General features: G+C 64.1%; 18 protein-coding genes and 2 riboswitches. Of the genes, 7 read left to right on the forward strand and 11 right to left on the reverse strand.

Going from position 1 to position 24806, the window contains the following annotated elements; translation table 11 throughout:
* Window positions 1-15: 15 nt before the first annotated feature.
* Together B6K69_RS06350 and B6K69_RS06355 are read right to left on the reverse strand one after the other, a co-directional pair.
* Window positions 16-1737, reverse strand: a complete 1722-nt coding sequence (locus B6K69_RS06350) for a DGQHR domain-containing protein (protein ID WP_164681898.1) — start codon at window positions 1735-1737, stop codon at window positions 16-18.
* An 11-nt stretch (window positions 1738-1748) separates the two neighbouring features.
* On the reverse strand, window positions 1749-2678 hold the full coding sequence (locus tag B6K69_RS06355; RefSeq protein WP_206340548.1) for a DNA-methyltransferase: 930 nt from the start codon (window positions 2676-2678) through the stop codon (window positions 1749-1751).
* Window positions 2679-3244: 566 nt separating this feature from the next.
* Here B6K69_RS06355 and B6K69_RS06360 point away from each other — a divergent pair.
* Window positions 3245-3904, forward strand: a complete 660-nt coding sequence (locus B6K69_RS06360; RefSeq protein ID WP_108643187.1) for a glutathione S-transferase family protein — start codon at window positions 3245-3247, stop codon at window positions 3902-3904.
* 62 nt (window positions 3905-3966) lie between these two features.
* Here the strand turns inward: B6K69_RS06360 and gcvP are convergent, their stop codons facing one another.
* From gcvP to gltX, 5 genes are all read right to left on the reverse strand, one after another.
* Window positions 3967-6807, reverse strand: a complete 2841-nt coding sequence (gene gcvP, locus B6K69_RS06365) for an aminomethyl-transferring glycine dehydrogenase (RefSeq protein ID WP_108644807.1) — start codon at window positions 6805-6807, stop codon at window positions 3967-3969.
* A gap of 102 nt (window positions 6808-6909) precedes the next feature.
* Entirely contained in the window at window positions 6910-7269 is a 360-nt protein-coding gene (gcvH, locus tag B6K69_RS06370; RefSeq protein ID WP_107672400.1) for a glycine cleavage system protein GcvH, read from the reverse strand.
* A 9-nt stretch (window positions 7270-7278) separates the two neighbouring features.
* A complete protein-coding gene (gcvT, locus tag B6K69_RS06375) occupies window positions 7279-8331 on the reverse strand; it encodes a glycine cleavage system aminomethyltransferase GcvT (RefSeq protein ID WP_236939025.1) in 1053 nt (350 codons plus the stop codon).
* Between the two features lie 131 nt (window positions 8332-8462).
* A riboswitch (glycine riboswitch) is annotated at window positions 8463-8536 on the reverse strand.
* A gap of 3 nt (window positions 8537-8539) precedes the next feature.
* Window positions 8540-8633: riboswitch (glycine riboswitch) on the reverse strand.
* Between the two features lie 74 nt (window positions 8634-8707).
* Entirely contained in the window at window positions 8708-10048 is a 1341-nt protein-coding gene (locus B6K69_RS06380; RefSeq protein ID WP_228156820.1) for an MATE family efflux transporter, read from the reverse strand.
* Between the two features lie 79 nt (window positions 10049-10127).
* Window positions 10128-11459, reverse strand: coding sequence for a glutamate--tRNA ligase (gltX, locus tag B6K69_RS06385; RefSeq protein WP_108643189.1), 1332 nt, complete (start codon window positions 11457-11459; stop codon window positions 10128-10130).
* Between the two features lie 123 nt (window positions 11460-11582).
* Here gltX and B6K69_RS06390 point away from each other — a divergent pair, with 123 nt between their 5' ends.
* Window positions 11583-11993, forward strand: coding sequence for a metallopeptidase family protein (locus tag B6K69_RS06390; protein WP_107672397.1), 411 nt, complete (start codon window positions 11583-11585; stop codon window positions 11991-11993).
* A gap of 93 nt (window positions 11994-12086) precedes the next feature.
* Window positions 12087-13016 (forward strand): MBL fold metallo-hydrolase, encoded by a 930-nt coding sequence (locus B6K69_RS06395; protein ID WP_108643190.1) that lies wholly within the window; start codon window positions 12087-12089, stop codon window positions 13014-13016.
* 60 nt (window positions 13017-13076) lie between these two features.
* On the opposite strand, the gene wrbA is transcribed toward B6K69_RS06395, so the two are convergent.
* A complete protein-coding gene (gene wrbA / locus B6K69_RS06400) occupies window positions 13077-13673 on the reverse strand; it encodes an NAD(P)H:quinone oxidoreductase (RefSeq protein WP_107672395.1) in 597 nt (198 codons plus the stop codon).
* Between the two features lie 166 nt (window positions 13674-13839).
* On the opposite strand from wrbA, the gene B6K69_RS06405 reads away from it, so the two are divergent.
* On the forward strand, window positions 13840-14790 hold the full coding sequence (locus B6K69_RS06405; protein WP_108643191.1) for a 1-phosphofructokinase family hexose kinase: 951 nt from the start codon (window positions 13840-13842) through the stop codon (window positions 14788-14790).
* Window positions 14791-14806: 16 nt separating this feature from the next.
* On the opposite strand, the gene B6K69_RS06410 is transcribed toward B6K69_RS06405, so the two are convergent.
* Window positions 14807-16480, reverse strand: coding sequence for a Na/Pi cotransporter family protein (locus B6K69_RS06410; protein ID WP_108643192.1), 1674 nt, complete (start codon window positions 16478-16480; stop codon window positions 14807-14809).
* A 248-nt stretch (window positions 16481-16728) separates the two neighbouring features.
* A complete protein-coding gene (locus B6K69_RS06415; protein ID WP_108643193.1) occupies window positions 16729-18393 on the reverse strand; it encodes an NAD+ synthase in 1665 nt (554 codons plus the stop codon).
* Between the two features lie 152 nt (window positions 18394-18545).
* On the opposite strand from B6K69_RS06415, the gene B6K69_RS06420 reads away from it, so the two are divergent.
* Complete coding sequence (locus tag B6K69_RS06420; RefSeq protein WP_108643194.1) at window positions 18546-20003, forward strand: MORN repeat-containing protein; 1458 nt, start codon at window positions 18546-18548, stop codon at window positions 20001-20003.
* 81 nt (window positions 20004-20084) lie between these two features.
* On the opposite strand, the gene B6K69_RS06425 is transcribed toward B6K69_RS06420, so the two are convergent.
* Window positions 20085-22292, reverse strand: a complete 2208-nt coding sequence (locus B6K69_RS06425; protein ID WP_108643195.1) for a primosomal protein N' — start codon at window positions 22290-22292, stop codon at window positions 20085-20087.
* Between the two features lie 101 nt (window positions 22293-22393).
* Here B6K69_RS06425 and fsa point away from each other — a divergent pair, with 101 nt between their 5' ends.
* Window positions 22394-23047 (forward strand): fructose-6-phosphate aldolase, encoded by a 654-nt coding sequence (gene fsa, locus B6K69_RS06430; protein WP_107672389.1) that lies wholly within the window; start codon window positions 22394-22396, stop codon window positions 23045-23047.
* Between the two features lie 491 nt (window positions 23048-23538).
* Window positions 23539-24795: a helix-turn-helix domain-containing protein gene (locus B6K69_RS18000; RefSeq protein WP_123876542.1), complete on the forward strand. Its 1257-nt coding sequence runs from the start codon at window positions 23539-23541 to the stop codon at window positions 24793-24795.
* Window positions 24796-24806: the final 11 nt, after the last annotated feature.

Here is a 24806-nt window from a genome sequence, read left to right on the forward strand (position 1 = left end):
CGCTTCGGGACAAAATCACTCTTCCGCAAAAAAACTATCAAACAAATGATCCCCCAAAGATCCGTACTGGCTTGATTTGAAGTTGAAGACAAAGCTATCCAAGTCTTCAAGCTTTCCTGAATAGTATTCAAAGTCATGCAACTTACCAGTTTTCGTGATGCGTCGAAGCAGCGCAATCACACCGTTGATGTTAGTTGTATTCAGAAAGCTTCCTTCAACAGAACGATCTGCTGTCCATCTAGTCGAGGTGAGTCTGTGTCGCACGGACGAAAAGAGCGCGTTAATCTCAGTTCTGCAGAAAGCTGCGTACTCGTTCAGAAGCGCCACATCCCTTCCTTCTAAAAGCTTTGCCTGCTTGCCCGCATCCCACAACTTAAAAAGTCCTGCCTCCGCGGTTGGAGAAACAAGAGGTCGAAGCCCGAATGAAACGATGCTTGCAGTCTTTACTTTGTTCTTCTCGAAAGTAAATCTCTCAAAATGATCCCTTAGGGGTCCATGTTCATCATTTAGCATCCTCATTACAAGTTTAGCAATAGCCTCACTTGAGAATGGGCTAAGGAGTGCGTTTATCTCTTGCCTGATGTCAGAGCGAACTCGTGTCTGCTGAGAGTTAATTTCAAGAAAGACCTTTGCCTCGAACTTAAGCTTATCCAAATCACTCATGCCGACCGGAAAAACAATACCGGTAATAAGAAGATTCTGCTGGTCTCGCATAACGGATATCTCTTCATCGAATATTCCGCCCTCATGATAAGACATGACGCGGTGCTGACCATCAATTAACCCGATAGAATTGAAATCAGATGTAAGCTGGATGTTTGCGGGACTAGTGTCTTGCACAGAGTCAGGCTTGATCGTGTTTCCTTCATCATCAACAATTTTGGTGTCTGCGGGCAGCGTGACAATAATGTTATTGATAAAAACCCTACGCTCTTCCTTTAGATACTTGCGAATGTTAAGTATCTTTGAAACATCAATCATTCTTTGGTAGGCCGCACCACCATCTCTCCATCCGCCTCGCCTCAAGACATATGAACGAGAAAGGATCGCCTTTGGATTTGCGTAAAAGGAGACAACTTTGAATCCCGTTCCAAAGTTTGAGTGGCCTTCCGGCAAGACAGACCCGCTAAAGCGATCAGATGATACTGATTTGGTCTTTACGCGATCTCCGATCTCGTCACTTTTAAGGTTCAGAAACTCAAACACCTCAAAGCGCCCAGATTGTCTTGTTGCAAGGGAGGTTGCGCGAAAATACTTGGCGACGTTATAGTCGTAATAGTAGGGGTCAGGGACCAAGTTTTTGGTTGTGCTGCTTACCGGGTTCAGAGAGCAATATAGAATTCTTATCCGGATCTGGTGGGGAAGGTAGGTGCTATCCACTTCACCCGAAAATCCAGCGAAGTTCTTCTTTAAGAAATCGAAGAAGGCAGACGCATTCGCAGTTATCTTTTGGTACAGAATGTGCTTCTTCTTGAGATGTTCGCTTACCTTTGACTCCCCGGATGTAGTGTACTCGACCAAGATAATTACATTATCTCTGATGAAGACGTCATCAAAGTCAGATGTCGCACCATCATAAGTGAACTCTTTATCAGCAACAGACTTGGAGCGAGAGAATCCAAATGCATCAAAAGTAGTTCTAATCAGTTTCTTGTGATTGCTCTGCAATCTTCTCTCACGCTTCTCTTCAATGGAAAGCTTTGGTGTCTTCTTCTTTGCTTTCTTGGTCGGCTTCATCTTAGTAGACTTCATGCATCACCTCCCTGCTTCAGCCACTCGTCAGGAACTCGTGCCACACTCTCGCTCTCACGGGGTCTTCTTACGGGCTTCCCAAGCGGTCGTGTAATGAGTTCTCCACTGCGGAACTTCCTCAATCGATCTTCTGCTATTTCTATATACTCCGGTTCGCGATCGATGCCGATACCAACTCGTCCATGCTTTGCTGCAGCGAGGAGCGTCGATCCAACTCCAACGAAGGGATCCAGAACAGTATCACCCTTATCGGTGAGCGCGAGAACACACCGCTCAGCAAGCTCAACAGGATACTGACATGGATGAGACGTCTTCTCGGGGTGGTTGTTCTTTACGTTCGGAATGTCCCACACCGGATTAACCACAAAGTCTTTCTCAGCACTAAATTCCCAAACGTCTGCAGGATTCTTACCTAACGGGTTGCCACTTGGTAATCCTGCCTTCGCCCCCTTGTTGAGGCTATGCCTCTTTCCGGGGTAGATCTGTGGAACTCTTACTGGGTCAAGGTTGAACTTGTAATTGTCGCCCTTCGTCAGCCAAAGCAGGGTCTCGTACCTCCCGGAGAATCGCTTATCAGCATTCAGTCCAAAATTGAACTTCCAGATAATTCTATTCCTTAGCTTGAAGCTCTTCTCCTTGAATATGCTGTAAAAGTGAACATCAAGGGGAAATAGTTCTCCATTTGATACGTAGTTTCCAGTCTGCCAACAAACACTTCCGCCATCGACAAGCAGATCGGCAACCTCTGATATTATTTCAGCTTGCCACGAAAGATAAGCTTCGAGTGACAGTTTCTGGTCCCGTTCGTATATCTTTCCTATATTATACGGAGGCGACGAAACGACTAGTTGGACAGATGATCGAGGAAGCTTTCTCATCTGTTCGGTCGCATCACCGAGCAACAAAGTAATGTCTTCTGTCTTCAAACTTCTTCCTATCGCATGTGACCCCTGCGGCACGCTCTGGTGGGGCGAACTGGGCAGGAGGCTACATATCAGGAGGTTGGAAAACCAGAGGGTTCTTCTGCGAGATGTTGGACCTTTCAGTGGTCACACGCGTCAGCATGATGGAGATTGGTCCCTAGGGAGGTAAGTGTCCTTTCGCGATCTATGCGGCGGCCTGAAGCGGTTCATCTGTTACGCTTGATCAACTCGACCAACTGGTGCATAGAGAGAGTGCAGATAGGACGCGACACAACTGCGAGATGCCAGCACTATCAATGGGTTAGACCGCTCAAGTGAGACTTCAATCCTCTCTTGCAGCACCATTTTTCTCCCCTTGAAACAAACCGATAATTCCCGGCCGCGCGCGTGGCGGGGTTTGCGATTGGTTTGCTGCTGGGCATGGGCCGCTGCGGGATCAAGGGCCGAGGGGCGCCCGGCCTGGATCACGGGTTCCGGCGCATTGTCGGCAAGCGATGTTCCGGTTGCCCGGCAGGCGCCGGCGTGCCAGCCTGCTTCGGCCCGGCTCCTTTCAGCTTTGCAGGTTCCAGATGCCCCTCGCCCTTTATGGCCACCGCTTCTCGTCCTACACGCAGAAGGTGCTGGTCGCGCTTTATGAAAACGCGCTGCCGTTCGAGCTGCGGTCGCTTGGCCCTGACACGCCCGAGAACACCACCGAATGGCTGCGCCGCTGGCCGCTGCGGCGGTTCCCGCTGCTGGTCGATGGCGACCGGCAGGTGGTCGAGACCAGCATCATCATCGAATACCTGCATCTTGCCCATCCCGGCCCGGTGCCGCTGTTGCCCGATGATCCGATGCAGGCGCTTGAGGTGCGGTTCATGGACCGCTTCTTCGACCTGCATGTGATGAACGCGGCCCAACATGCGGTGGACGGGGCGCTGACAGGCGATCCGGTCAAGCGGGCCGATGGCCTTGCGCTTTCGGCGGAAAAGCTGCCGCGCGCCTATACCTGGGCCGAAGGGCATCTGGCCGGCCGGACCTGGGCCGCGGGCGACAGCTTCTCGATGGCCGATTGTGCCGCCGCGCCGGCGCTGTTCTACGCCGACTGGGTGCATCCGATCCCCGACAGTTGCCCCGGCCTGCGGGCCTATCGCGCGCGGCTGCTGGCCCGCCCGTCCTTTGCCCGCGCCGTGGACGAGGCGCGCGATTTCCGCCCGTTCTTCCCGCTTGGCGCCCCGGACCGGGATTGAGAAAGGGCGGCCTTGGCGGCCGCCCCTGAGTTCAGATCCGCCGAAGCAGCGCCCCGGTGGGGCTATTCCGCCGCCTGCGCATAGGAGTCGACCGGCGGGCAGGTGCAGACCAGGTTGCGGTCGCCGTAGACGTTGTCCACCCGCCCGACCGGCGGCCAGTACTTGTCTTCCCGGAACGATCCGGGCGGGAAGCAGCCCTGCTCGCGCGGGTATTTCCGCGTCCAGTCGGCCACCAGATCCTCAACCGTATGCGGGGCGTGGCGCAGCGGGCTGTCCTCGGCGCTGATCTCGCCCTTCTCCACCGCCGCGATTTCCTCGCGGATGGCCAGAAGCGCGGTGATGAAGCGGTCGATCTCGGCCTTGGTCTCGGATTCCGTGGGTTCCACCATCAGCGTGCCGGCCACCGGCCAGCTCATGGTGGGCGCGTGGAAGCCGTTGTCGATCAGCCGCTTGGCGATGTCGTCCACGGTGACGCCCGCCTCGGCGAAGGGCCGGGTGTCCAGGATGCACTCATGCGCGACCCGGCCCTTGTTGCCCATGTAAAGCACCCCGTAGGCCCCCTTCAGCCGCGCCGCGATGTAGTTGGCGTTCAGGATCGCCACCCGCGTCGCCTGCGTCAGCCCCGCCCCGCCCATCATCAGGCAATAGGCCCAGGAAATCAGCAGGATCGACGCCGACCCGTAGGGTGCCGCGCTGACCGGCCCTTCGGCCCCGCCGGTTTCCGGGTGGCCCGGCAGATGCGGCGCCAGATGCGCCTTCACGCCGATCGGGCCCATGCCGGGGCCGCCGCCGCCATGCGGGATGGCAAAGGTCTTGTGCAGGTTCAGGTGGCTGACATCGCCGCCGATCTCGCCGGGTTTCACCAGCCCCACCATGGCGTTCATGTTGGCGCCGTCGATATAGACCTGCCCGCCGAATTCATGGGTGATCTGGCAGACCTCGCGCACGGTCTCCTCGAACACGCCATGGGTCGAGGGATAGGTGATCATGCAGGCGGCCAGCCGGTTGCCCGCCGCCTCGGCCTTGGCGCGGAAATCCTCGACATCCACATCCCCGTTGGGCGAGGACTTGACCACCACCACCTCCATCCCGGCCATCTGGGCCGAGGCAGGGTTGGTGCCATGGGCCGAAATCGGGATCAGGCAGATCTTGCGGTCATGGTCGCCCCGCGCCCGGTGATAGGCCAGGATCGTCATCAGCCCGGCATATTCGCCCTGCGCGCCGCTGTTCGGCTGCATGGAAAAGGCGTCATAGCCGGTGATCTCGCACAGCTTCACGGTCAGGTCGTTGATCGCCTCGGTATAGCCGGCGGCCTGATCGGCGGGCACGAAGGGGTGCAGCGTGGCGAATTCGGGCCAGGTGATCGGCATCATCTCGGCCGCCGCGTTCAGCTTCATCGTGCAACTGCCCAGCGGGATCATCGCGCGGTCCAGCGCCAGATCGCGGTCCGACAGCCGGCGCATATAGCGCATCATCTCGGATTCCGCGCGGTTCATGTGGAACACCGGATGGGTCAGATAGTCCGAGGTGCGCAGCATCTCTTCGGGAAAGCCCAGCGCGGCGCGATGCGGCGGCAGGCCCAGAATCCCGAAGGCGCGCAGCACCTTGACCAGCACCCGTTCATCGGTGGTCTCGTCCAGGCTGATGCCCACGCGGTTGTTGCCGATCTTGCGGAAGTTCAGCCCCTCGGCCCGGGCGGCGGCCAGAATACCGGCCTGCCCCACGCCCACCTCGACCGTGATCGTGTCGAAGAACGCCTTGGGCGAAACCTTGGCCCCCGCCGCCTTCAGCGCGCGCGCCAGCCGCTGCGTGCGCAGATGCACCCGTTCGGCAATCGCGCGCAGCCCCTTCGGCCCGTGGAACACCGCATACATGCTGGCCATCACCGCCAGCAGCGCCTGCGCGGTGCAGACGTTCGACGTGGCCTTCTCGCGCCGGATATGCTGTTCGCGGGTCTGCAGCGACAGGCGATAGGCCTTGTTGCCATTGGCGTCGATCGAGACGCCGACGATACGCCCCGGCATCTGCCGCTTGTGGGCATCCTTCACCGCCATGAAGGCGGCGTGCGGGCCGCCATAGCCCATCTGCACGCCGAACCGCTGCGACGAGCCGATCGCAATATCGGCCCCCATCGCGCCGGGCTCCTTCAGCAGGCACAGCGCCAGCAGGTCGGTCGCCACCACGGCCACCGCCCCGGCGCCATGCAGCGCGGCGATTTCGGCGGTATAGTCGCGGACATGGCCATAGCTGCCCGGATACTGGAAGATCGCGCCGAACACCTTTGCCGGGTCCAGGTTTTCCACCATGTCCTCGATGACCTCGATCCCTAGCGGCAGCGCGCGGGTGCGGATCACCGCAATGGTCTGCGGATGGCAGAAGCGGTCCACGAAGAACGCCTTGGCCTTGGATTTGGCCACCCGTTCGGCCATGGCCATAGCCTCGGCCGCCGCCGTCGCCTCGTCCAGCAGGCTGGCATTGGCCACGTCCAGCCCGGTCAGATCGCAGACCATGGTCTGGAAGTTGAGCAGCGCCTCAAGCCGGCCCTGCGCGATTTCGGGCTGGTACGGGGTATAGGCCGTGTACCAGGCCGGGTTTTCCAGGATGTTGCGCTGGATCGCGGGCGGCGTGACGGTGCCGTAATAGCCCTGCCCGATCAGGCTGGTCATCACCCGGTTCTTCGCCGCAACCTCGGTCATCTTCGCGGTCAGCTCATGTTCGGACAGCGGCGCCCAGCCCAGCGGCCGCGCCTGCCGGATCGAGGCCGGGACCGTCTGGTCAATCAGCTCGTCCAGGCTGCGCACGCCGACGGCGGCCAGCATGTCTTCCATCTCGGCCGGCGAGGGGCCGATATGGCGGCGGTTGGCGAAATCATAGGGGTTATAGTCGGTCGGCGTGAAAGCCATGACAAAATCCTCGGGCGCGGGGGGCGGCAAACTCCTTCAAAGGAATTTGCAGTTTTCTTCGAAGAAAAAAGGCCCGGGACCGGCGGCCCCGGGCGGAACGGGTCAGCCGATCAACTCGGCATATTCGTCTTCGTCCATGAACTCGTCCAGAACCGAAAGATCGACCACCTTGATCTTGAAGAACCAGGCGGCGCCGGTCGGGTCTTCGTTCACCAGACCGGGATTGTCTGTCAGCTTTTCGTTCACCTCGACAATCTCGCCATCGACCGGGGCCAGAATGTCGGACGCGGCCTTGACGCTTTCGATCACGCAGACCTCGTCGCCCGCCGAAACCATGCTGTCGGTGTCGGGCAGTTCGACAAAGACCACATCGCCCAGCTGCGTCGCGGCATGTTCGGTAATGCCGACGACGACCAGATCGCCTTCAACCCGCAGCCATTCGTGTTCCTTGGTGTATTTCATCGTCTTGCCTCAGCGCTTGTAGGTTGTGGGATGGAAAGGAAGGGCGGCCACCGTCACTGGCAGCTTCTTGCCCCGGACCTCGCCCAGAAGGGCGGTGCCGGGGGCGGAAAAGGCGCGGGGCACATAGCCCATGGCCACCGGCACCTCGACCGAGGGGCCGAAGCCGCCCGAGGTGACGGTGCCAAGCGGCGTGTCGTCGGGGGCGAACAGGTCCGTGCCTTCGCGCATGGGGGCGCGGCCATCGGGGCGCAGGCCCACGCGGCAGCGTTCCGGCCCTTCGGCCAGTTCGCGCAGGATGCGGGTCGCCCCGGGAAAGCCACCTTCGCGGGCGCCACCGGCGCGGCGCACCTTCTGGATCGCCCAGGTCAGCCCCGCCTCGACCGGGCTGGTGGTTTCGTCGATGTCATGGCCATACAGGCACAAGCCCGCTTCCAGCCGAAGGCTGTCGCGCGCGCCCAGGCCGATGGGCAGCACCTCGGGCATCGCCAGCAGTTCGCGGGCGAAGGCCTCGGCCCGCGCCTGCGGCAGCGAAATCTCGAACCCGTCCTCGCCGGTATAGCCGGACCGGCTGACCCAGATCTCGCCGAAGATGCCCACATCCATGAAGCGCATCGCCGCCGTCCCGGGCACCAGCCGGGCCAGCACGGCTTCGGCCTGCGGCCCCTGCAACGCCAGCAGCGCGCGGTCGGTAACCGGAACCACCTCGGCCACCGCGCCCAGATGCGCCGCCATATGCGGAATGTCATGGCTCTTGCGGGCCGCGTTCACCACGACGAACAGATGATCGCCCCGGTTGGCAAACATCAGGTCGTCCAGGATGCCCCCCTGTTCATTGGTGAACAGGCCATAGCGCTGCCGCCCTTCGGCCAGACCGGCCACATCGACCGGCATCATCGCCTCGAACGCTGCCGCCAGCGCCGCCATGCCCGCCCTGGGCCGCAGGATCACCTGCCCCATGTGGCTGACATCGAACAGCCCGGCCGCCGTGCGGGTGTGCAGATGTTCCTTCATCACCCCGGCGGCGTATTGCACCGGCATGTCATAGCCCGCGAAAGGCACCATCTTCCCCTGAAGGCCGACGTGCAGATCGTGCAGCCCAAGTCGCAAAAGGTCGGTCAAACCGCCTCTCCCTACCCTACGCCGGATACGCACCCGGCACCGTTCGCAGCAGTACCCCTGCCGCCCGGTGCCCCCTCTGTCCTTGCCCGGTTTCGGGCGCCTGAGATCGTTATCCCTTCGGCGGGCGCTTTCACGCCACTCTCCAGAGTCTGTTGTCAGAACGGTCCCTTGCGCCTGAGAGTTTACCGGGGCGGTTGCTCCTTCGGCACCGGCGCCAGGGCACCGGATTCTCCCGATCTGATGAAGGATGGTTAGCCCATCGCCCCACGGGGCGGCAAGCGAAAAACGGAATACGACCGTATGCCGATCGGATGCGACATCACCCGGCCGCCGGGCCGGTGCGCCGCAGGATCACCCGCCAGGCCAGCCAGGTGGCCAGCAGGCCGAACAGGACGCCGCCGAAGGCCTGCCCGATCAGCACGCCCTGCGCCCCCCACCACTGGGCGCCCAGCAGGGCAAAGGGCAAGGTGCCCAGCGTGTGCCGCGCCCAGTTGATCAGCGTGGACTGGAAGGCCGCGCCCAGATTGTTGCAGACCGCATTGGCCACGAAGATCAGCCCGTTGAAGAAGAACAGCAGGCTGAGCGGGCCGCAGAACAGGAAGATCAGCTCGCGCGTCAGCCCGTCGGCATGGAACAGGTCGGCCAGCGGCGCGCGCAGCAGGAACAGCAGGGCCGAGGCCGTCAGGATCACCATGCCGGTGAACAGGATCGCCTGGCCGAAGCTTTGCCGCACCCGGTCCATCCGGCCGGCGCCAAGGTTCTGGCCGATGATCGGCCCCAGCGCGCCGGACAGGGCAAAGATCATCGCAAAGGCCACCGGCGTCAGCCGTCCGGCGATGGCCATGCCGGCAACCGCGGCCTCGCCGAAGCCGGCCACCAGCCGCGTCACCAGCGCCTGCCCCACGGGCGTGGCCAGTTGCGTCAGGATGGCCGGCCCCGAAATGCCGAACAGCGGCCCCAGCAGCCTGCGCAGCATGGCGCCGCCCAGGGGCGCAAAGCCGCCGATCCGCCGCCACACCGGCCACAGCGCCATGGCAGCCATCGCCAGCCGCGATCCGGCCCCCGCCAGCGCCGCGCCGGTCAGATCCAGCCCCGCCCAAAGGATCAGGATCGGGTCCAGCACCGCCAGCACCACCGCGCCCCAGACCGTGACCATCATCGCCCGCCGCGCCTCGCCAAAGGCGCGCAGGATGGCCGAGCCGACGATGCCCAGAATCAGGATCGGCTGGCTCAGGGTATAAAGGCGCAGGAAATGCACCGTCTCGTCCGCCGTGGCGCCGGTGGCCCCCAGCGCCGCCACGATCTGCGGCAGCAGGACCAGGATCAGCAGCGAAAACGCGGTGCCGAAGATCAGGCTCAGCACCAGACCGGCGGTCGCCCGTTCCTTCGCCAGCCCCGGATCGCGCGCGCCCACCGCCTGCGCCACCAGCGCCGAAACCCCGATGGACAGGCCAATTCCGAAGGCGGTCACGAAGAACATCACCGCGCCGGCATAGCCCACGGCGGCGGTCAGCACCGGGTCTTTCAGCCAGCCGATGTAGACCATGTTGATCAGGTCGACGATGAAGATCGCCATCAACCCGACCGAAGCCGTCAGCGACATCACCACGATATGCCGGAAGAGGCTTCCTCCGACGAATTTTGCCTGCGGTTCGCTCACGACCGAAAACCCCCGGTCCCATTTCAACGGAAAACAGCTTGCCGGGGGCCGGGCCGGAAACGGCCCGGTCCGCCGCCGGTCACATCACCGGGCGCTTGCGCAGATGCGGCATCAGCTCAGACATGTCGGGACCATGCGCCTGCCCGGTCAGGGCCTTGCGCAGCGGCATGAACAGATCCTTGCCCTTGCGGCCCGTGGCGGCCTTGACCGCGCCGGTCCATTCGCCCCAGGTCGCCGTGGTCCAGGGCTGCGCCGGCAGCAGGGCCAGCGCCTGAACCACGAAGTCGCGGTCGGCCTCGTCCACCACCGGGGCGGCGCCTTCGCTGAACAGCTTCCACCAGCCGGCCAGATCGTCCAGCACGGTGATATTGCCCTTGGCAATGGCCCAGAACCCTTCGGCCTCCTGCTCGGGAACGCCCAGCGCGGCAATCCGGTCCTTGACCTTATCGAACGAAAACCCCTGCACGACCCCCCGGGTCAGCGGGAAAAGATCTTCAGCATCGAACTTTGTGGGCGCCGCGCCGAAACTTTCCACGTCAAAGCCCTCGGCCAGCTCGTCGATGCTGGACGCCAGCTCCACCGGCTTTGAAGACCCCAGCCGCGCCATCAGCGACAGCAGCGCCATCGGCTCGACACCCCGCGCGCGCAGGTCGCGCAGCGACAGCGTGCCCAGCCGTTTCGACAGCTCTTCCCCTTGCGCGCCGGTCAGCAGCGAATGGTGCGCAAAGGCCGGCGGCGTGCCGCCCATGGCTTCCATGATCTGGATCTGCGTCGCGGTATTGGTCACATGGTCGGCCCCGCGAACGATATGGGTCACGCCCATCTCGATGTCGTCCACCGACGAGGCGAAGGTATACAGCACCTGCCCGTCGGCGCGGATCAGCACCGGGTCCGACACGCTGGCGGCGTCAATCGACACCGGCCCGATGATGCCATCCGGCCATTCGATCCGGGTCTGGTTCAGCAGGAACCGCCAGTATCCCGCCCGGCCCTCGGCCCGGAAGGCGGCCTTCTGATCGTCCGACAGGCCCAGCGACGCCCGGTCATAGACCGGCGGCTTGCCCATCCCCAGCAGCTTCTTGCGCTTGAGGTCCAGTTCGGTCGGCGTCTCGAAACATTCGTAGAACCGGCCATCGGCGCGCAGCTTGTCCGCCGCCGCGTGATAGCGGTCATAGCGCAGCGACTGCTTTTCGATGCGGTCCCAGTGCAGGCCCAGCCAATCAAGATCGGCCATGATCCCGTCGGCATATTCCTGCTTTGACCGTTCCTGATCGGTGTCATCCAGACGCAGGATGAACTGCCCGCCCGACTTGCGGGCGATCAGGTAGTTCATCAGCGCGGTGCGCAGGTTGCCCACATGGATGTATCCGGTGGGCGAGGGGGCGAAGCGGGTGACAACAGGGCGGGTCATGGGTGGGCTCCTTGAACCCGCCTCTCCTGTCACAAGGCCCGCGTCTTGTCCAGTTTCAGCCCCCGCGCGCCTTTCCGCCGCCGCCCCCTTCCCACCGCCCCCCGCGCCGCCTATCTTTTGGCCATGAGCAACCCGTCCTATGACTCCATCGCCCCCTCGCTTGAGCTGATCGAACAGATCGCCCGCGAAACCATCGCCACCCTGCCCGAACCGTGGCGGGAACCGGCAACCCATGTCGTGCTGCGGGTCGAGGACTTTCCGTCAGAAGATCTGTTGCACGCGATGGATCTGGAAGATCCCTTTGAACTGACAGGGCTTTATGAAGGCATCCCGCTGACCGAGAAGTCGGTGTCGGACCAGCCCACCCACCCCGATCTGATCTGGCTGTTCCGCCGCCCGATCCTGGATGAATGGGCCGAACGCGGCGATGTTTCCATCGCCGAGCTTGTCAGCCATGTGACCATTCACGAACTTGCCCATCACTTCGGCTGGAGCGACGAAGAGATCGCCACCGTCGACCGCTGGTGGGAATGACCGCCGGCGCAGGCGGGCCGATGACGCCGGTTTGATGTGCCTGCCGGCCCTCGGGCCCTATCCTTCGTCAAGACATCACCGAAGGAGGACCGAATGACGACCCTGTCCCGCCGTCAGGCGCTTATGGCCGCCGCTGCCCTTCCGCTTGGCGCCGCCCTGCCCCGCCCCGCCGCCGCGCGGGCCGATCTGCAAGGGTCGGCGCTGCCACTGTTCCACCGCTTCCGGCTGGGCGGGTTCGAGGTGACCACGCTTCTGGCCGGCACCCGCACCGGCGACAAGCCGCAGGAAACCTTTGGCCTGAACGTCCCGCCCGAGGAGTTCGCCGCCGCCTCGGCCGCCGCCTTCCTGCCGGCGGACAGGACGCACAACTATTTCACCCCCACGCTGGTGAACACCGGGGCCGAACTGGTGCTGTTCGACACCGGCCTGTCGGCCGAAGGGTTGGGGGCCGCGCTCTCCGCGGCAGGGATCACCCCCGACCAGATTGACGTGGTGGTGCTGACCCACATGCACGGCGACCATATCGGCGGGCTGATGGCCGCCGACGGCACGACCCCCGCCTATCCGAACGCCCGCTATGTGACCGGCAGCGTCGAGCACAACCACTGGGCACAGGCCGGGAACGAAGGGTTTGACAAGAACGTCCGCCCGCTGGCCGAAAAGACCACCTTCGTCGAAGGCGGCGGCACCGCCGCGCCCGGCATCACCGCGATCGAAGCCTTCGGCCACAGCCCCGGCCACATGGCCTGGATGCTGGAATCCGGCGGCCAGCAACTGGCGATCACCGCCGACACGGCGAACCATTACGTCTGGTCGCTGCAATACCCCGACTGGGAGGTGCGCTTCGACGCCGACAAACCCGCCGCCGCCGCGACCCGCAAACAGGTCTTCGGCATGATCGCCGCCGACCGCATCCCCTTCATCGGCTATCACCTGCCCTTCCCCGCCCTCGGCTATGTCGAGGCCAGGGATGCCGGCTTCCGCTTCGTGCCCGCCAGCTATCAACTGCTGCTGAACGACTGAGGCAACGGAAAAGGGGCGGCCGAAGCCGCCCCGCAATTCCCGTCAGGCCCGGATGCCCGATCAGGCGGCCAGCTTGGCCGCAATCTCGACCAGACGCTTGGCCTGATGGCCAATGGCGGCCCGCGCCTTTTCGTCCAGTTCCTTGCCCTGGGTGTGGCTGTAGCCATAGGGGTTGCCGCCGGCGGCGGGAATGGCGGCATCGGTAAAGCCCGGCGCCACGATGATCGAGCCCCAATGCAGGAAGCTGGTGTACAGCCCCAGAAGCGTGGCTTCCTGCCCGCCATGGGTATTCTGCGCGCTGGTCATGGCGCTGATCGCCTTGTTGGCCAGCCCGCCCTTGAACCAGACCCCGCCCAGCGTGTCGATGAACGCCCGGATCTGGCTGCTGGCCTGACCAAAGCGGGTCGGGCCGCTGAACAGATAGGCATTGGCCCATTCCATGTCTTCCGGCGTGGCAACCGGCACGACGCTTTGCTTTTCAAGCGCGGCCTTCCAGGCATCCTGGCTGTTCACCACCGCCTCGGGCGCGGTTTCGGCCACACGCAGCAGGCGCACCTCGGCCCCGGCGGCGCGGGCGGCCTCGGCGGCGATTTCGGCCATGGCGTGATTGGTGCCATAGGTAGAGTAATAGATGACGGCAAGTTTGACGGCGCTCATTGCGGTGGCCCTTTCTTCGGGACGGTGCGGTGTCTATGCCCCCAACTTATGGCCCCGCAGCCACGCCGGCCATTGGCGATGCCCGCGCAGACATCGTGCATCCGTGCGCAGGGGTTCACCTTGCCAGATGCGCAGTCTAAGGTTGCACCGACAGACAGGTGCATGAATGGCCGAAACCGCCCCGATCCTTACGCTGACGCTGAACCCCGCGCTCGACATGGCAACCGAGGTGCCCGAAGTGGTGCCGGGCCAGAAACTGCGCTGCGCCGATCCGCTGCTGGACCCGGGCGGCGGCGGGCTGAACGTCAGCCGCGCCATCCGGGCGCTTGGCGGCGAAAGCCTGGCGCTGGTGGCGCTTGGCGGCCTGACCGGCGACCGGCTCGCCGGGCTGATCCGCCACGCGGGCGTCACCTTCCTGTCGATCCTTGGCCCCGGCGAAACCCGGCAATCGCTGACCGTGAACGAGGAATCAACCGGCAAGCAATACCGCTTCATGCTGCCCGGCCCGGTCTGGGGGGCCGCCGAACGGGCGCATGTCTTCACCCTCTTGCGCGCCACCTCGCGCCCCGGCGGCTATTCGGTGATCTCGGGCAGCCAGCCGCCCGGCACCCCGATCGACTTCGCCTCGCAACTGGCCGAATCGATGCCCGACAGCAAGGTCGTGCTCGATACCTCGGGCAAACCGCTGCTCGAGGCGGTCAGGCACCCCATCCCCGGGCTGGAAGTGCTGCGGATGGACGGGGAAGAGGCCGAAAGCCTGACCGGCCACGCGCTGACCGACCGCAAGGACACCGCCGATTTCGCGCAAGGTCTGGTGCGCAAGGGCGTGGCGCGCAAGGTGGTGGTGGCGCGCGGGGCCGATGGCAACGTGCTGGCCACCGCCGATCAGCGGCTGTTCTCGCCCGCGCCCAGGGTGCGCGTGCGTTCAACCGTCGGTGCGGGCGACAGTTTCGTCGCCGCGCTGGTGCTGGCCATGGCCCGCGGCCAGCCCGATGACGAGGCGCTTTCGCTGGGCTCCGCCGCCGCCGCCGCCGCGGTTATGACCGACGCCACCCAGCTTTGCCGCCCCGAAGACGTGATGCGCCTGCTGCACGAAGCCGAAGCCAGCCCGATCTGACGGCCCGCGCGGGGCTTCAGCTTTCCACCAGCGCCGGCACGTCGATGGCCCGCAGCCGGGTGCTGCGCAACACGCCTGCCGCCGCAAGTTTGGGATAGGCGGCGGCGGCAAGGGCCGAATTCACCCGATGCAGGTCGCGCAGGATGTCGGCGAACAGCTTGGCGGTCTCTGGGTCGGCAAATCCGTCTGCCAGTTCCGCCGCGATGATCCGGTCCTCAACATTGCGGAAGGCGTCCTTCTGGCCGGCCAGATCCTTGGCCACCTCAAGATCATCCGAACACAGCGCGGCGGGCAGAACGCGCAGCGAATCCAGCACGATGCCGCGCGCCTCGGACAGCCCCTCGCGCTGCGCGTCGCTCAGCACCATGTTGCGCCGCACCTTCTGCCTTGACCTGTCCCCCAGGCTGCGGCGAAGGATGTCGCCGGCATGTTCCAGACTGCCCGCATAATGCAGGATCATGCGCGCCCGCCGCGCCTCGTCGCTGGTCTGGCCCTCGGCCGACAGGCCCGCCAGATAGCCGCCCAGCGCCTTGCGATGCGCCGACAGCAGCCCGTCCATCCGGGCCAGCTCGCGCAGAGTCTCCAGCTTGCCGCTCTCCAGCACGTCCAGCGCCTGTTCGGTCATCCGTGCCACCATCTCGGCCATCCGCGTGGTTTCCAGCGCCGCATTGGTCAGCGCCATCTGCGGCGTGACCGAGGCGTGCGTGGTCAGATAGCGCGGGGTCATCGTCGGGTCGGCGGCCTGTTCATCCGCCGGCATCAACCGCGCCACCAGCCGGGTGATCTGCCCCGACAGCGGCAGGAACAGCAGCGCCGCCACCAGGTTGAACCCAAGGTGCATCTGCGCCACCGCCGTTGCCGGGGTCAGATGCAGATATTCCAGCCCCTGCAACAGGAAGCTGATGCCGATCAGCCCCGCCAGCGCCAGCCCGCCCCGGCACAGCAGGTTGGCCACCGGCAACCGCCGCGCCGCCGCCGGCTGGCCAAAGGTGGCCGACAGCGCCGGCAGGCCGCCCCCGAAGTTCAGCCCCAGCACGAAGGGCGCCACCTCGGCGGGCGACAGGCTGCCGTTCATCACGAAGGTGGTCAGCAGCAGCACCACCACCAGCGAGGAATGGCAGATCCAGGTCAGGATGGCCCCGGCCAGAAAGGCCAGGAACGGCTCGGCCGCCAGCGCGCCCAGAACCTCGTGAAACAGCGACGCCTCCCGCAGCGGCGCAGTCGCGCCCACCACCAGCTTCAGCGCGAACAGCATCAGCCCCAGCCCGATCAGCATCCGCCCCATGTTGCGCGGGCGAAACTCGGCCGACCGGCCGAACAGCACATAGCCGGCAAAGATCAGCGCCGGCGCCAGCATCGCCGCCGCCGAGGAGCCGGAGGCCAGGATCGCCGCCGTCGCCGCCGATCCGACATCGGCCCCCAGCAGCACCGCCAGCCCGGTCGCCGGCGCCAGCACCCCCGATCCGGCCAGACTGGCCACGATCAGCGTCGTCGCCGTGGCGCTGCCCAGAACCGAGGTGACGGCCAACCCGCCACCAAAGGCCGCGATCCGGTTCGACAGCCGCCGTTCCAGCCAGCCCCGCAGCCGGTCGCCCCATCCCCGTTCCATCCCGGTGCGCACCATCCGCACGCCCCACAACAGCAGGGCAACGCCGCCAAGAAGATCAAGGATCACAAAGGTTCCGGTCATCGCACCTGCCCTCGGCTCAACCCGCCACGCGGGAACGTCCGGTGCCGGACCTGAAGTTCTAGACCCCAAGCCGGGCTCAGGTCAAATCTCCACATATGCCAGACAGGTTTGCCGCCTCGCAGCCGTTCTCCGCCCCGCCTTCATCTGTCCCCAAATATCCCCGCGCGGCAGGCAGCGCCCAAGCCGGTCGGCGCGCGCCCTTGCGCGCGCCAGAGGCGAGACAACAGGCCTTCGGCCGCGCCTTTCCCTCAGCCGCCCGATCCGTCACGCCAGCGCATGGCGATGGGATAGCGGCGGTCCAGCCAGAACGCCTTTTGCGTCAGCCGCACGCCGGGGGCGGACTGGAACCGCTTGTATTCCGCGATGTAGAGCAGATGCTCCACCTTCTTCACCGTGGCCCGGTCAAAGCCGCGCGCCACCAGATCGGCGACCGATTCCTCGCGTTCGACCAGCCCTTCCAGAATGGCATCCAGCACCTCATAGGGCGGCAGCGAATCCTGATCGGTCTGGTTCGCCCGCAGCTCCGCCGAGGGCGGCTTCTGGATGATGCGCTGCGGGATCACCTCGCCGCCGGGGCCCTTCATCCAGGGGCGGTGGTTCTCGTTGCGCCATTTCGCGGTCAGGAACATGCGGGTCTTGTACATGTCCTTGACCGGGTTGTAGCCGCCGTTCATGTCGCCGTAGATCGTGCAATAGCCGACCGCCATCTCGCTCTTGTTGCCGGTGGTCAGCAGCATCTCGCCGAACTTGTTCGACAGCGCCATCAGCAAAAGCCCCCGCAGGCGCGACTGGATGTTCTCTTCCGTCACCCCCGCCTCGGTGCCGGCAAACAGCGGCGCCAGCGCCTGCCCCACCGCCGCCTGCGCCCCGCTGATCGGCACGGTATCCAGCCGCACGCCCAGCCGCTGCGCGCAGGCCGTGGCATCCTCCAGCGAATGGGCGCTGGTGAATTCCGACGGCAGCATGACGCAGCGCACGTTTTCCGGCCCCAGCGCATCGGCCGCGATGGCGGCCACGATGGCGCTGTCGATCCCGCCCGACAGCCCCAGCAGCGCCTTCGAAAAGCCCGTCTTGCGCATGTAGTCGCCCAGCCCCATCACGCAGGCCCGGTAATCCGCCTCGCCGATGGGCGGCAGATCGGCGATCCCGCCCGCATCGGCCCGCCAGCCCTCGGCCGTGCGCCGGAAGGTCACCAGCTCTGCCGCCTCGTCGAACTGCGGCATCTGCACCGCCAGATGCCCGCCCGGGTTCAGCACCATGCTGGACCCGTCGAACACCTGGTCATCCTGCCCGCCGACCATGTTCAGATAGCACAGCGGCAACCCCGTCTCGATCACGCGGCTGATCATCAGGTTCAGCCGCAGGTTCGGCTTGCCGCGGTGATAGGGGCTGCCGTTCGGGATCAGCAGGATCTCGGCCCCGGTTTCCTGCAGGGTCTCGGTCACGTCGGGGTGCCAGGCATCCTCGCAGATCGGCGTGCCGATGCGGACACCGTTCACCACATAGGGCCCCGCCACCTCGGCCGACGAAAAGATCCGCTTCTCGTCGAACACCGCGTCATTCGGCAGATGGTGCTTCAGCACCGTCGCCGTGGCGCGGCCCCCCTGCAGCACCCACCAGGCATTGTAAAGCCGCCCGCCAACCCGCGCCGGCCCGCCGATGCCCAGCGCCGGCCCATCGGCGCAGTCCTTCGCCAGCGCCTCGATGGCGGCAATCGCCTCATCCTGGAAGGCGCGCTTCAGGATCAGGTCCTGGGTCTGGTAGCCGGTCACGAACATCTCGGTCAGCGCCACCATGTCGGCCCCCGCCGCCCGGCCCGCCTGCCAGTGGCCGCGCGCCTTCGCGGCATTGCCCGCGATGTCGCCGACGGTGGGATTGGCCTGCACCAGCAGCAGCCGGAAAATGTCGGTCATCACGGGACTCCTTTTCACATTCCCCGCTTCTAGCAGAACCGATGCGCGGGAAAACCCTTGCCGATGCGCGGGCAACGCGGTGCCCGGCTTGCCAGCCCCGCCGCCCGCCCCTACCCTGCCACCGGGATTCGAGAACCCAGGAGCCTTGTGCGATGCGTCTTCTTCCGGCCTCAGTTGTTGCCGTCACGCTGGCGCTGGCCGCGCCTGTCCTTGCCCAGTCGGAAGATGAGGTCATCACAAAGCAGTATGATGACGGCTCGGTCTATGAAGGCACGTTCCGCAACGGCCGCCAGCATGGCCAGGGCACCTACAAGCTGCCGAACGGCTTTGAATATACCGGCACCTGGGTTGATGGCGAAATCAGCGGCCAGGGCACCGCGCGCTATCCCAACGGGTCGGTCTACGAAGGCACCTTCAGCAAGGGCCAGCCGAACGGCAAGGGCAAGATCACCTTCGCCGATGGCGGCACCTATGAAGGGGACTGGACCGAAGGCAAGATGACGGGCGAAGGCAAGGCGACCTATCCCAATGGCGCGGTCTATACCGGAACCTTCCTGAACGGCCAGCAGAACGGCAAGGGCGTGATCGAGAATCCCGGCGGCTATCGCTATGAAGGCGACTGGGTGGCCGGGGCCAAGGAAGGCACCGGCAAGATCACCTATGCCGATGGCACCACCTATGAAGGCGGCCTTGCCAAGGGCGAACGGTCCGGCAAGGGCACGCTGATCATGCCGAACGGGCTGACCTATGTCGGCGACTGGTCCGAAGGGCAGATCAACGGCACCGGCAAGCTGACCCAGCCCAATGGCGATGTCTATGAAGGCGCCTTCGTCAACGGCCAGCGCGATGGCAAGGGCCGCACGGTCCATGCCTCGGGCGATGTCTACGAAGGCGACTACAAGGCCGACCGCCGGCACGGCCAGGGCAATTTCACCGCCAAGGACGGTTTCAAATACGAAGGCGCCTGGGTCGAGGGCCGGATGGAGGGCACCGGCTCGGTCACCTATCCCGATGGCTCGGTCTATGTGGGCGCGATGAAGGCCGATCAGGCCGATGGCCAGGGCGCGATCACCTATCCCGATGGCTCCACCTATCAGGGGGCCTGGCAAAACGGCGTGATCCAGGGCGCGGGCAAGGCAACCTATGCCAACGGGCAGGTCTATGAAGGCAGCTTTGCCGCCGCCAAGCCGGATGGCACCGGCACCATGACCTATCCCGATGGCTATCGCTATGAAGGCGACTGGAAGGCCGGCGTGCGCGAAGGCACCGGCAACGCGACCTATGCCGATGGCACGGTCTACAAGGGTGATTTCAAGGCCGGCCTGCGCGATGGCAAGGGCGAACTGACCATGCCTGACGGCTTCCGCTACATCGGCGACTGGACCGCCGGCGAGATCAACGGACAGGGCAAGGCCACCTATCCTTCGGGCGATGTCTATGAAGGCACCTTCAAGGCGGGCAAGCGCGAAGGTCAGGGCAAGATGACCTATGCCACCGGGCAGGTGGCCGAAGGCATCTGGCAGAACGGCATCCTGACCGCGCCCCCCGAAGGCACCCCCGCGGCCCCGGAAGACGGCGCCGCCCCGGCCGAAGCGCCCGCCAATCCCTGACGTTTCTGCGGGGGCGCTGCCCCCGCACCCCCGGGATATTTGCGGACAGATGAAAGGGCCGCCGGGTCCGCAGGACTGGCGTTACAGAAAACTTTGCGGGTCGATGTCGATGGCCAGGCGGACATTGGCCGGGATCTTCACCTGCGCTACCCATTCCGCCAGCGCCGGTTGCAGCGGCACCGCCTTTGGCGCCTTGACCAGAAGGCGCACCCGGTGGCGCCCGCGCACGCGGGCAATCGGCGCCGGGGCGGGGCCAAACACCTGTGCCCCCGCCCGCAGCAGCGGCTCGGCCCGGCGGGCAAGCTCGCCCCCCAGATCGAAGATCTGCGCCACATCGGGGCCCGACAGGATGATGCCCGCCATCCGGCCATAGGGCGGCACGCCCGCGGCGCGGCGCTCGGACGCTTCGGCCCGCCAGAACGCCTCTTCATCGCCGCCCAGAATGGCGCGGATCACCGGATGCTCGGGCTGGTGGGTTTGCAGCCAGGCCTCGCCCGGGCGGTCGGCCCGCCCCGCCCGGCCCGCCACCTGCCGCATCAACTGGAACGTCCGTTCCGCCGCCCGCAGGTCAGACCCTTGCAGCCCCAGATCGGCGTCGATCACGCCGACCAGCGTCAGCAGCGGAAAGTTGTGCCCCTTGGCCACGATCTGCGTGCCGATGATGATGTCGGCCGCCCCGGCGGCGATCGTCTCGATCTGCTCTTTCAGCGCGCGGGCCGATCCGAACAGGTCGGAGGACAGCACCGCCAGCCGCGCCTTGGGGAAGCGTTCGGCCACCTCTTCGGCCAGCCGTTCGACCCCCGGCCCCACCGCCGCCATCTTCCCCTCAACCCCGCAGGACGGGCAGGCCTGCGGCACCGGCTTGGTGGCGCCGCACTGGTGGCAGACCAGCCGCTTCAGGAAACGGTGTTCCACCATCCGCGCATCGCAATGATCGCAGCCCACCTGCGCCCCGCAGGCCCGGCACAGCGTCACCGGCGCATAGCCGCGGCGGTTGATGAACAAAAGCGCCTGTTCGCCGCGCTCCAGCCGCGCCTCGACCCCGCGCGCCAGCGTGGGGGAAATCCAGCGGTTCGCCGCCAGGCTTTCCGCCCGCATGTCAACCGCCTTCATCGCCGGCAGCTCCGCCACCCCGAAGCGCGCGCCCAGATCAAGACGCAGGTATTTGCCCGCCTCGGCATTGGCCCAGCTTTCAAGGCTGGGCGTGGCCGAAGACAGCACCACCGGGCAGCCGCAGATCGAGGCGCGCAGCACCGCCATGTCGCGGGCGTTGTAGAGTACGCCCTCCTCCTGCTTGTAGGAGGTGTCGTGTTCCTCATCGACGACGATCAGGCCCAGGTCGCGGAACGGCAGGAACAGCGCCGACCGGGCCCCCACCACCAGTTCCACGCCCCCGTCACCGCACATCTTCCACAGCCGGCGGCGTTCGGTCTGGGTCACGCCGGAATGCCATTCACCGGGCCGTGCCCCGAAGCGCGCCTCGACCCGGGCCAGGAAATCGGCCGTCAGCGCGATTTCCGGCAACAGCACCAGCGCCTGCCGGCCCCGCCGCAGACATTCGGCCACCGCTTCCAGATAGACCTCGGTCTTGCCGCTGCCGGTCACGCCTTTCAGCAGGAAGGTCTGATACTCGCCCGCCGTTGTCGCATGGACCAGCGCATCGGCCGCCGCCACCTGCTCGCCCGCCAGCGCCCGCAGGCCGGCCGGATTCAGCGGCGGATAGGGCGTGTCCTTCGGCGCCTCCTCCTCGGCCAGCACGCCCAGCTTCACCAGCCCCTTCACCACCCCGGTGCCACAACCCGCCGCCTCGGCCAGTTCGCGCAGGGTGACGGCGGCCCCGCCCCAGCCGCGCAGCGCCTCGACCACCCGCGCCCGCGCCTCGGTCAGCCGGTTCGGCACCGGCCCCGCCAGGCGATAGACCTTGCGCATCGACGGCGGGTCGAACAGCCCCGGCGCCCGCGTCGCCAGCCGCAGCATGGCCGGCCAGGGCGTCAGCGTGTAATCGGCGGCGCGCGTCAGGAAACTGCGCAGTTCCGCCCGCATCGGGCGCGCGTCCAGCACGCGGGCAATCGGGCGCACCTTCGCCGGGTCCCACCGCCCCTCGCCCTTGCCCCAGACCACGCCCAGCACGCGGCGCGGCCCCAGCGGCACCTCGACGAAATCGCCGGTGCCACAGCCGCCTTCCGGCGCCTTGTAGTCCAACAGGCGCCCCAGCGGTTCCGTCGTCAGGACGCCCACCACCTCGCCTTCGTCGAACACCCGCTCGGCCACGCTTGCGCTATCCTTCATCGCCCCTGCATCTTTCGCCCGGGGCTGTCTTGCGGTAATACCCGCCGCATCCCGGCTTCTCCAGCCCCGAACCACCCTGACGCGCCAGAAGGACAGGCCCCATGAGATTCTTCGTCGATACCGCCGATGTGGACGCAATCCGCGAGCTGAACGACCTTGGCATGGTCGATGGCGTGACCACCAACCCCTCGCTGATCCTGAAATCGGGGCGCGACATCCTTGAGGTGACGAAGGAAATCTGTTCCTTCATCTCGGGCCCGGTCTCGGCCGAAGTGGTGGCGCTGAAGGCCGACGAGATGATCGCCGAAGGGCGCAAGCTGGCCGAAATCGCCGAAAACATCGCCGTCAAGGTGCCGCTGACCTGGGACGGGCTCAAGGCCTGCAAGGTGCTGACCGGAGAAGGCCGCATGGTCAACGTGACCCTGTGCTTCAGCACCAACCAGGCGCTGCTGGCCGCCAAGGCCGGCGCCACCTTCATCTCGCCCTTCATCGGCCGGCTGGATGACATCAACCTTGACGGGCTGGAACTGATTTCCGACATCCGTCAGGTCTATGACAATTACGGCTTCGAGACCCAGATCCTCGCCGCCTCGGTCCGCACCCTGAACCACGCCTCGCAATGCGCCCTGATCGGCGCCGACGTGATGACCGCCCCGCCCTCGGTGATCAAGGCCATGGCCAACCATGTGCTGACCGACAAGGGGCTGGAGCAGTTCATGAAGGACTGGGCGAAGACCGGGCAGAAGATTCTCTGATCCCCCCTCGCCCGCCCACGCCCGCCCGCCCCCCGGGCGGCGCAGCGCGGCGCCCCTGTCCCCAGACCAACCCCCAACCTCCGCACCTCCCCTCCCCCTCGTGGGGAGGGGATGGGGGTGGGGCCACACACCGCCCCACCTCAAGCACCAGCACGAACACAGGGCCGCGCCCTCCCTCGGGCGGGCGCACCAACGGTCGAGCGAAGCACTTTATCCCTCAACCCCTTCCACCGCTGTTCTGCGCGGGACACGTCCAAAGCGCCCTCCCGGGGGGAGGGAGGGCGCGGCCCGGCGGCGCAAGCGCCTTGGTTCCGGGCCAAGGTTAAAATCTATTCGATGCGTACAAACAGTGGGGCGGTTCACCCATAGCATCGTATGCTGCGCACAACGCTAGACACTTTCGTTCCCTTTCTTATATACTCTTGGAGTTGCAACGGTGAAACACCGTTGCTACACTGAGTTCAAAACAATTTAGGTTGGGAAAATCTTAAATGAATTCAGTAGCGGACAGGGTAACGGAAAATCGAAACCGCCTTCGAGAGATTTTGACAGGACGAATTGGCGCCTACTCAGATTTTGTCAAGAAGCTTCAATCAGATGATTCTTTTGACAGAAAGCTATTCCGGCAATTTCGGTCATCAACAATGAGTCAATCTGATTGGGCAGATTCAGTTGGCGTATCTCAAGCAACTATTGGAAACTGGGAACGCGGAATCACTTATCCCGGGCGCAAGTATCGGCGGCTGCTTCTTGTTGCCGGCCAAAGGATTTTGAACCAAGAGATTGAACGCATTAACAACGTATCGAAGGCGATTGGCATCACCGTTCCAATTGACGTTATAAGTACAAAAAGCCAACTTGACTCGTCCATTCTAAAGGCATCATTGACTGATTTTGCCTTCGACCCTGAATCCAACCGGATCATTGCGGTTCCATTTGAGAAAGATCAAAGCGACACCGCTATTGAGCAAATAGTTCAGGACCGACGCAACCTCCTTGCCTCATTAAGTGAACAATCTGCGCTTATTATGGACGGGATCTCGCGTGGCGCCAACATTGAGACTGATAGGTTTATAGAGCACCTGAAAAAGTATCAGGCAGAATGCAATAAAGACGCCCCGAATCCAAGGCTGCTGCACAGGCTTGGCGCAACAATAGCCGGGAGAACCTCAGACGATGAATTTCGCGCCGCGATTAATGGATGGGACGATCAGGCTATAGATGGCTTTAACGCTGACCATATAGAGTTAATGCGTCTTTACTTCAGAGAGGCGCTTGCTCGCGCGCAGGAAGTGGAATCATCAGCGATAGACGAGAGCAATTCAAGTGTTGATCCAGCGGCAAGCTTTGGAAAAGCTGCAGATCTGATTGCATCAGCCGTCGACAAGGAGGGAAATCCTGTTTTCTCTCCAGATATTCCAACCTTACTGAGAGACATCAGCCGAGAAGTCCGAGATTTTGGTGAGGCGGAGGCGTTTACTTATGATGACAGACGGAAAGCCGTTATTCGCAGGCGCCGACTAGAAGCGATAAAGAGTGGTTCCATCTATATGGGACGTTTCCTGTTCTTTACTTCGCTCTTTGTTGTTGTGAGCCCTGAGGCTTTGGGAGCAGCAAGCAGCGTAGCGAGTATACTTGGGCTCATGGATCAAATAGCACCGGGCACAATTCGAAGCTTGTACGACAGCTTTAGGTCGGTGTTTCCGATACTTCCAAAGCTTGAAACAAAGAAAAAGGATCAGCCTTAGGCGCCTCATTC

The sequence above is a fragment of the Pseudogemmobacter blasticus genome (assembly GCF_003071405.1).
GTDB classification, from domain to species: Bacteria; Pseudomonadota; Alphaproteobacteria; order Rhodobacterales; family Rhodobacteraceae; genus Pseudogemmobacter; species Pseudogemmobacter blasticus.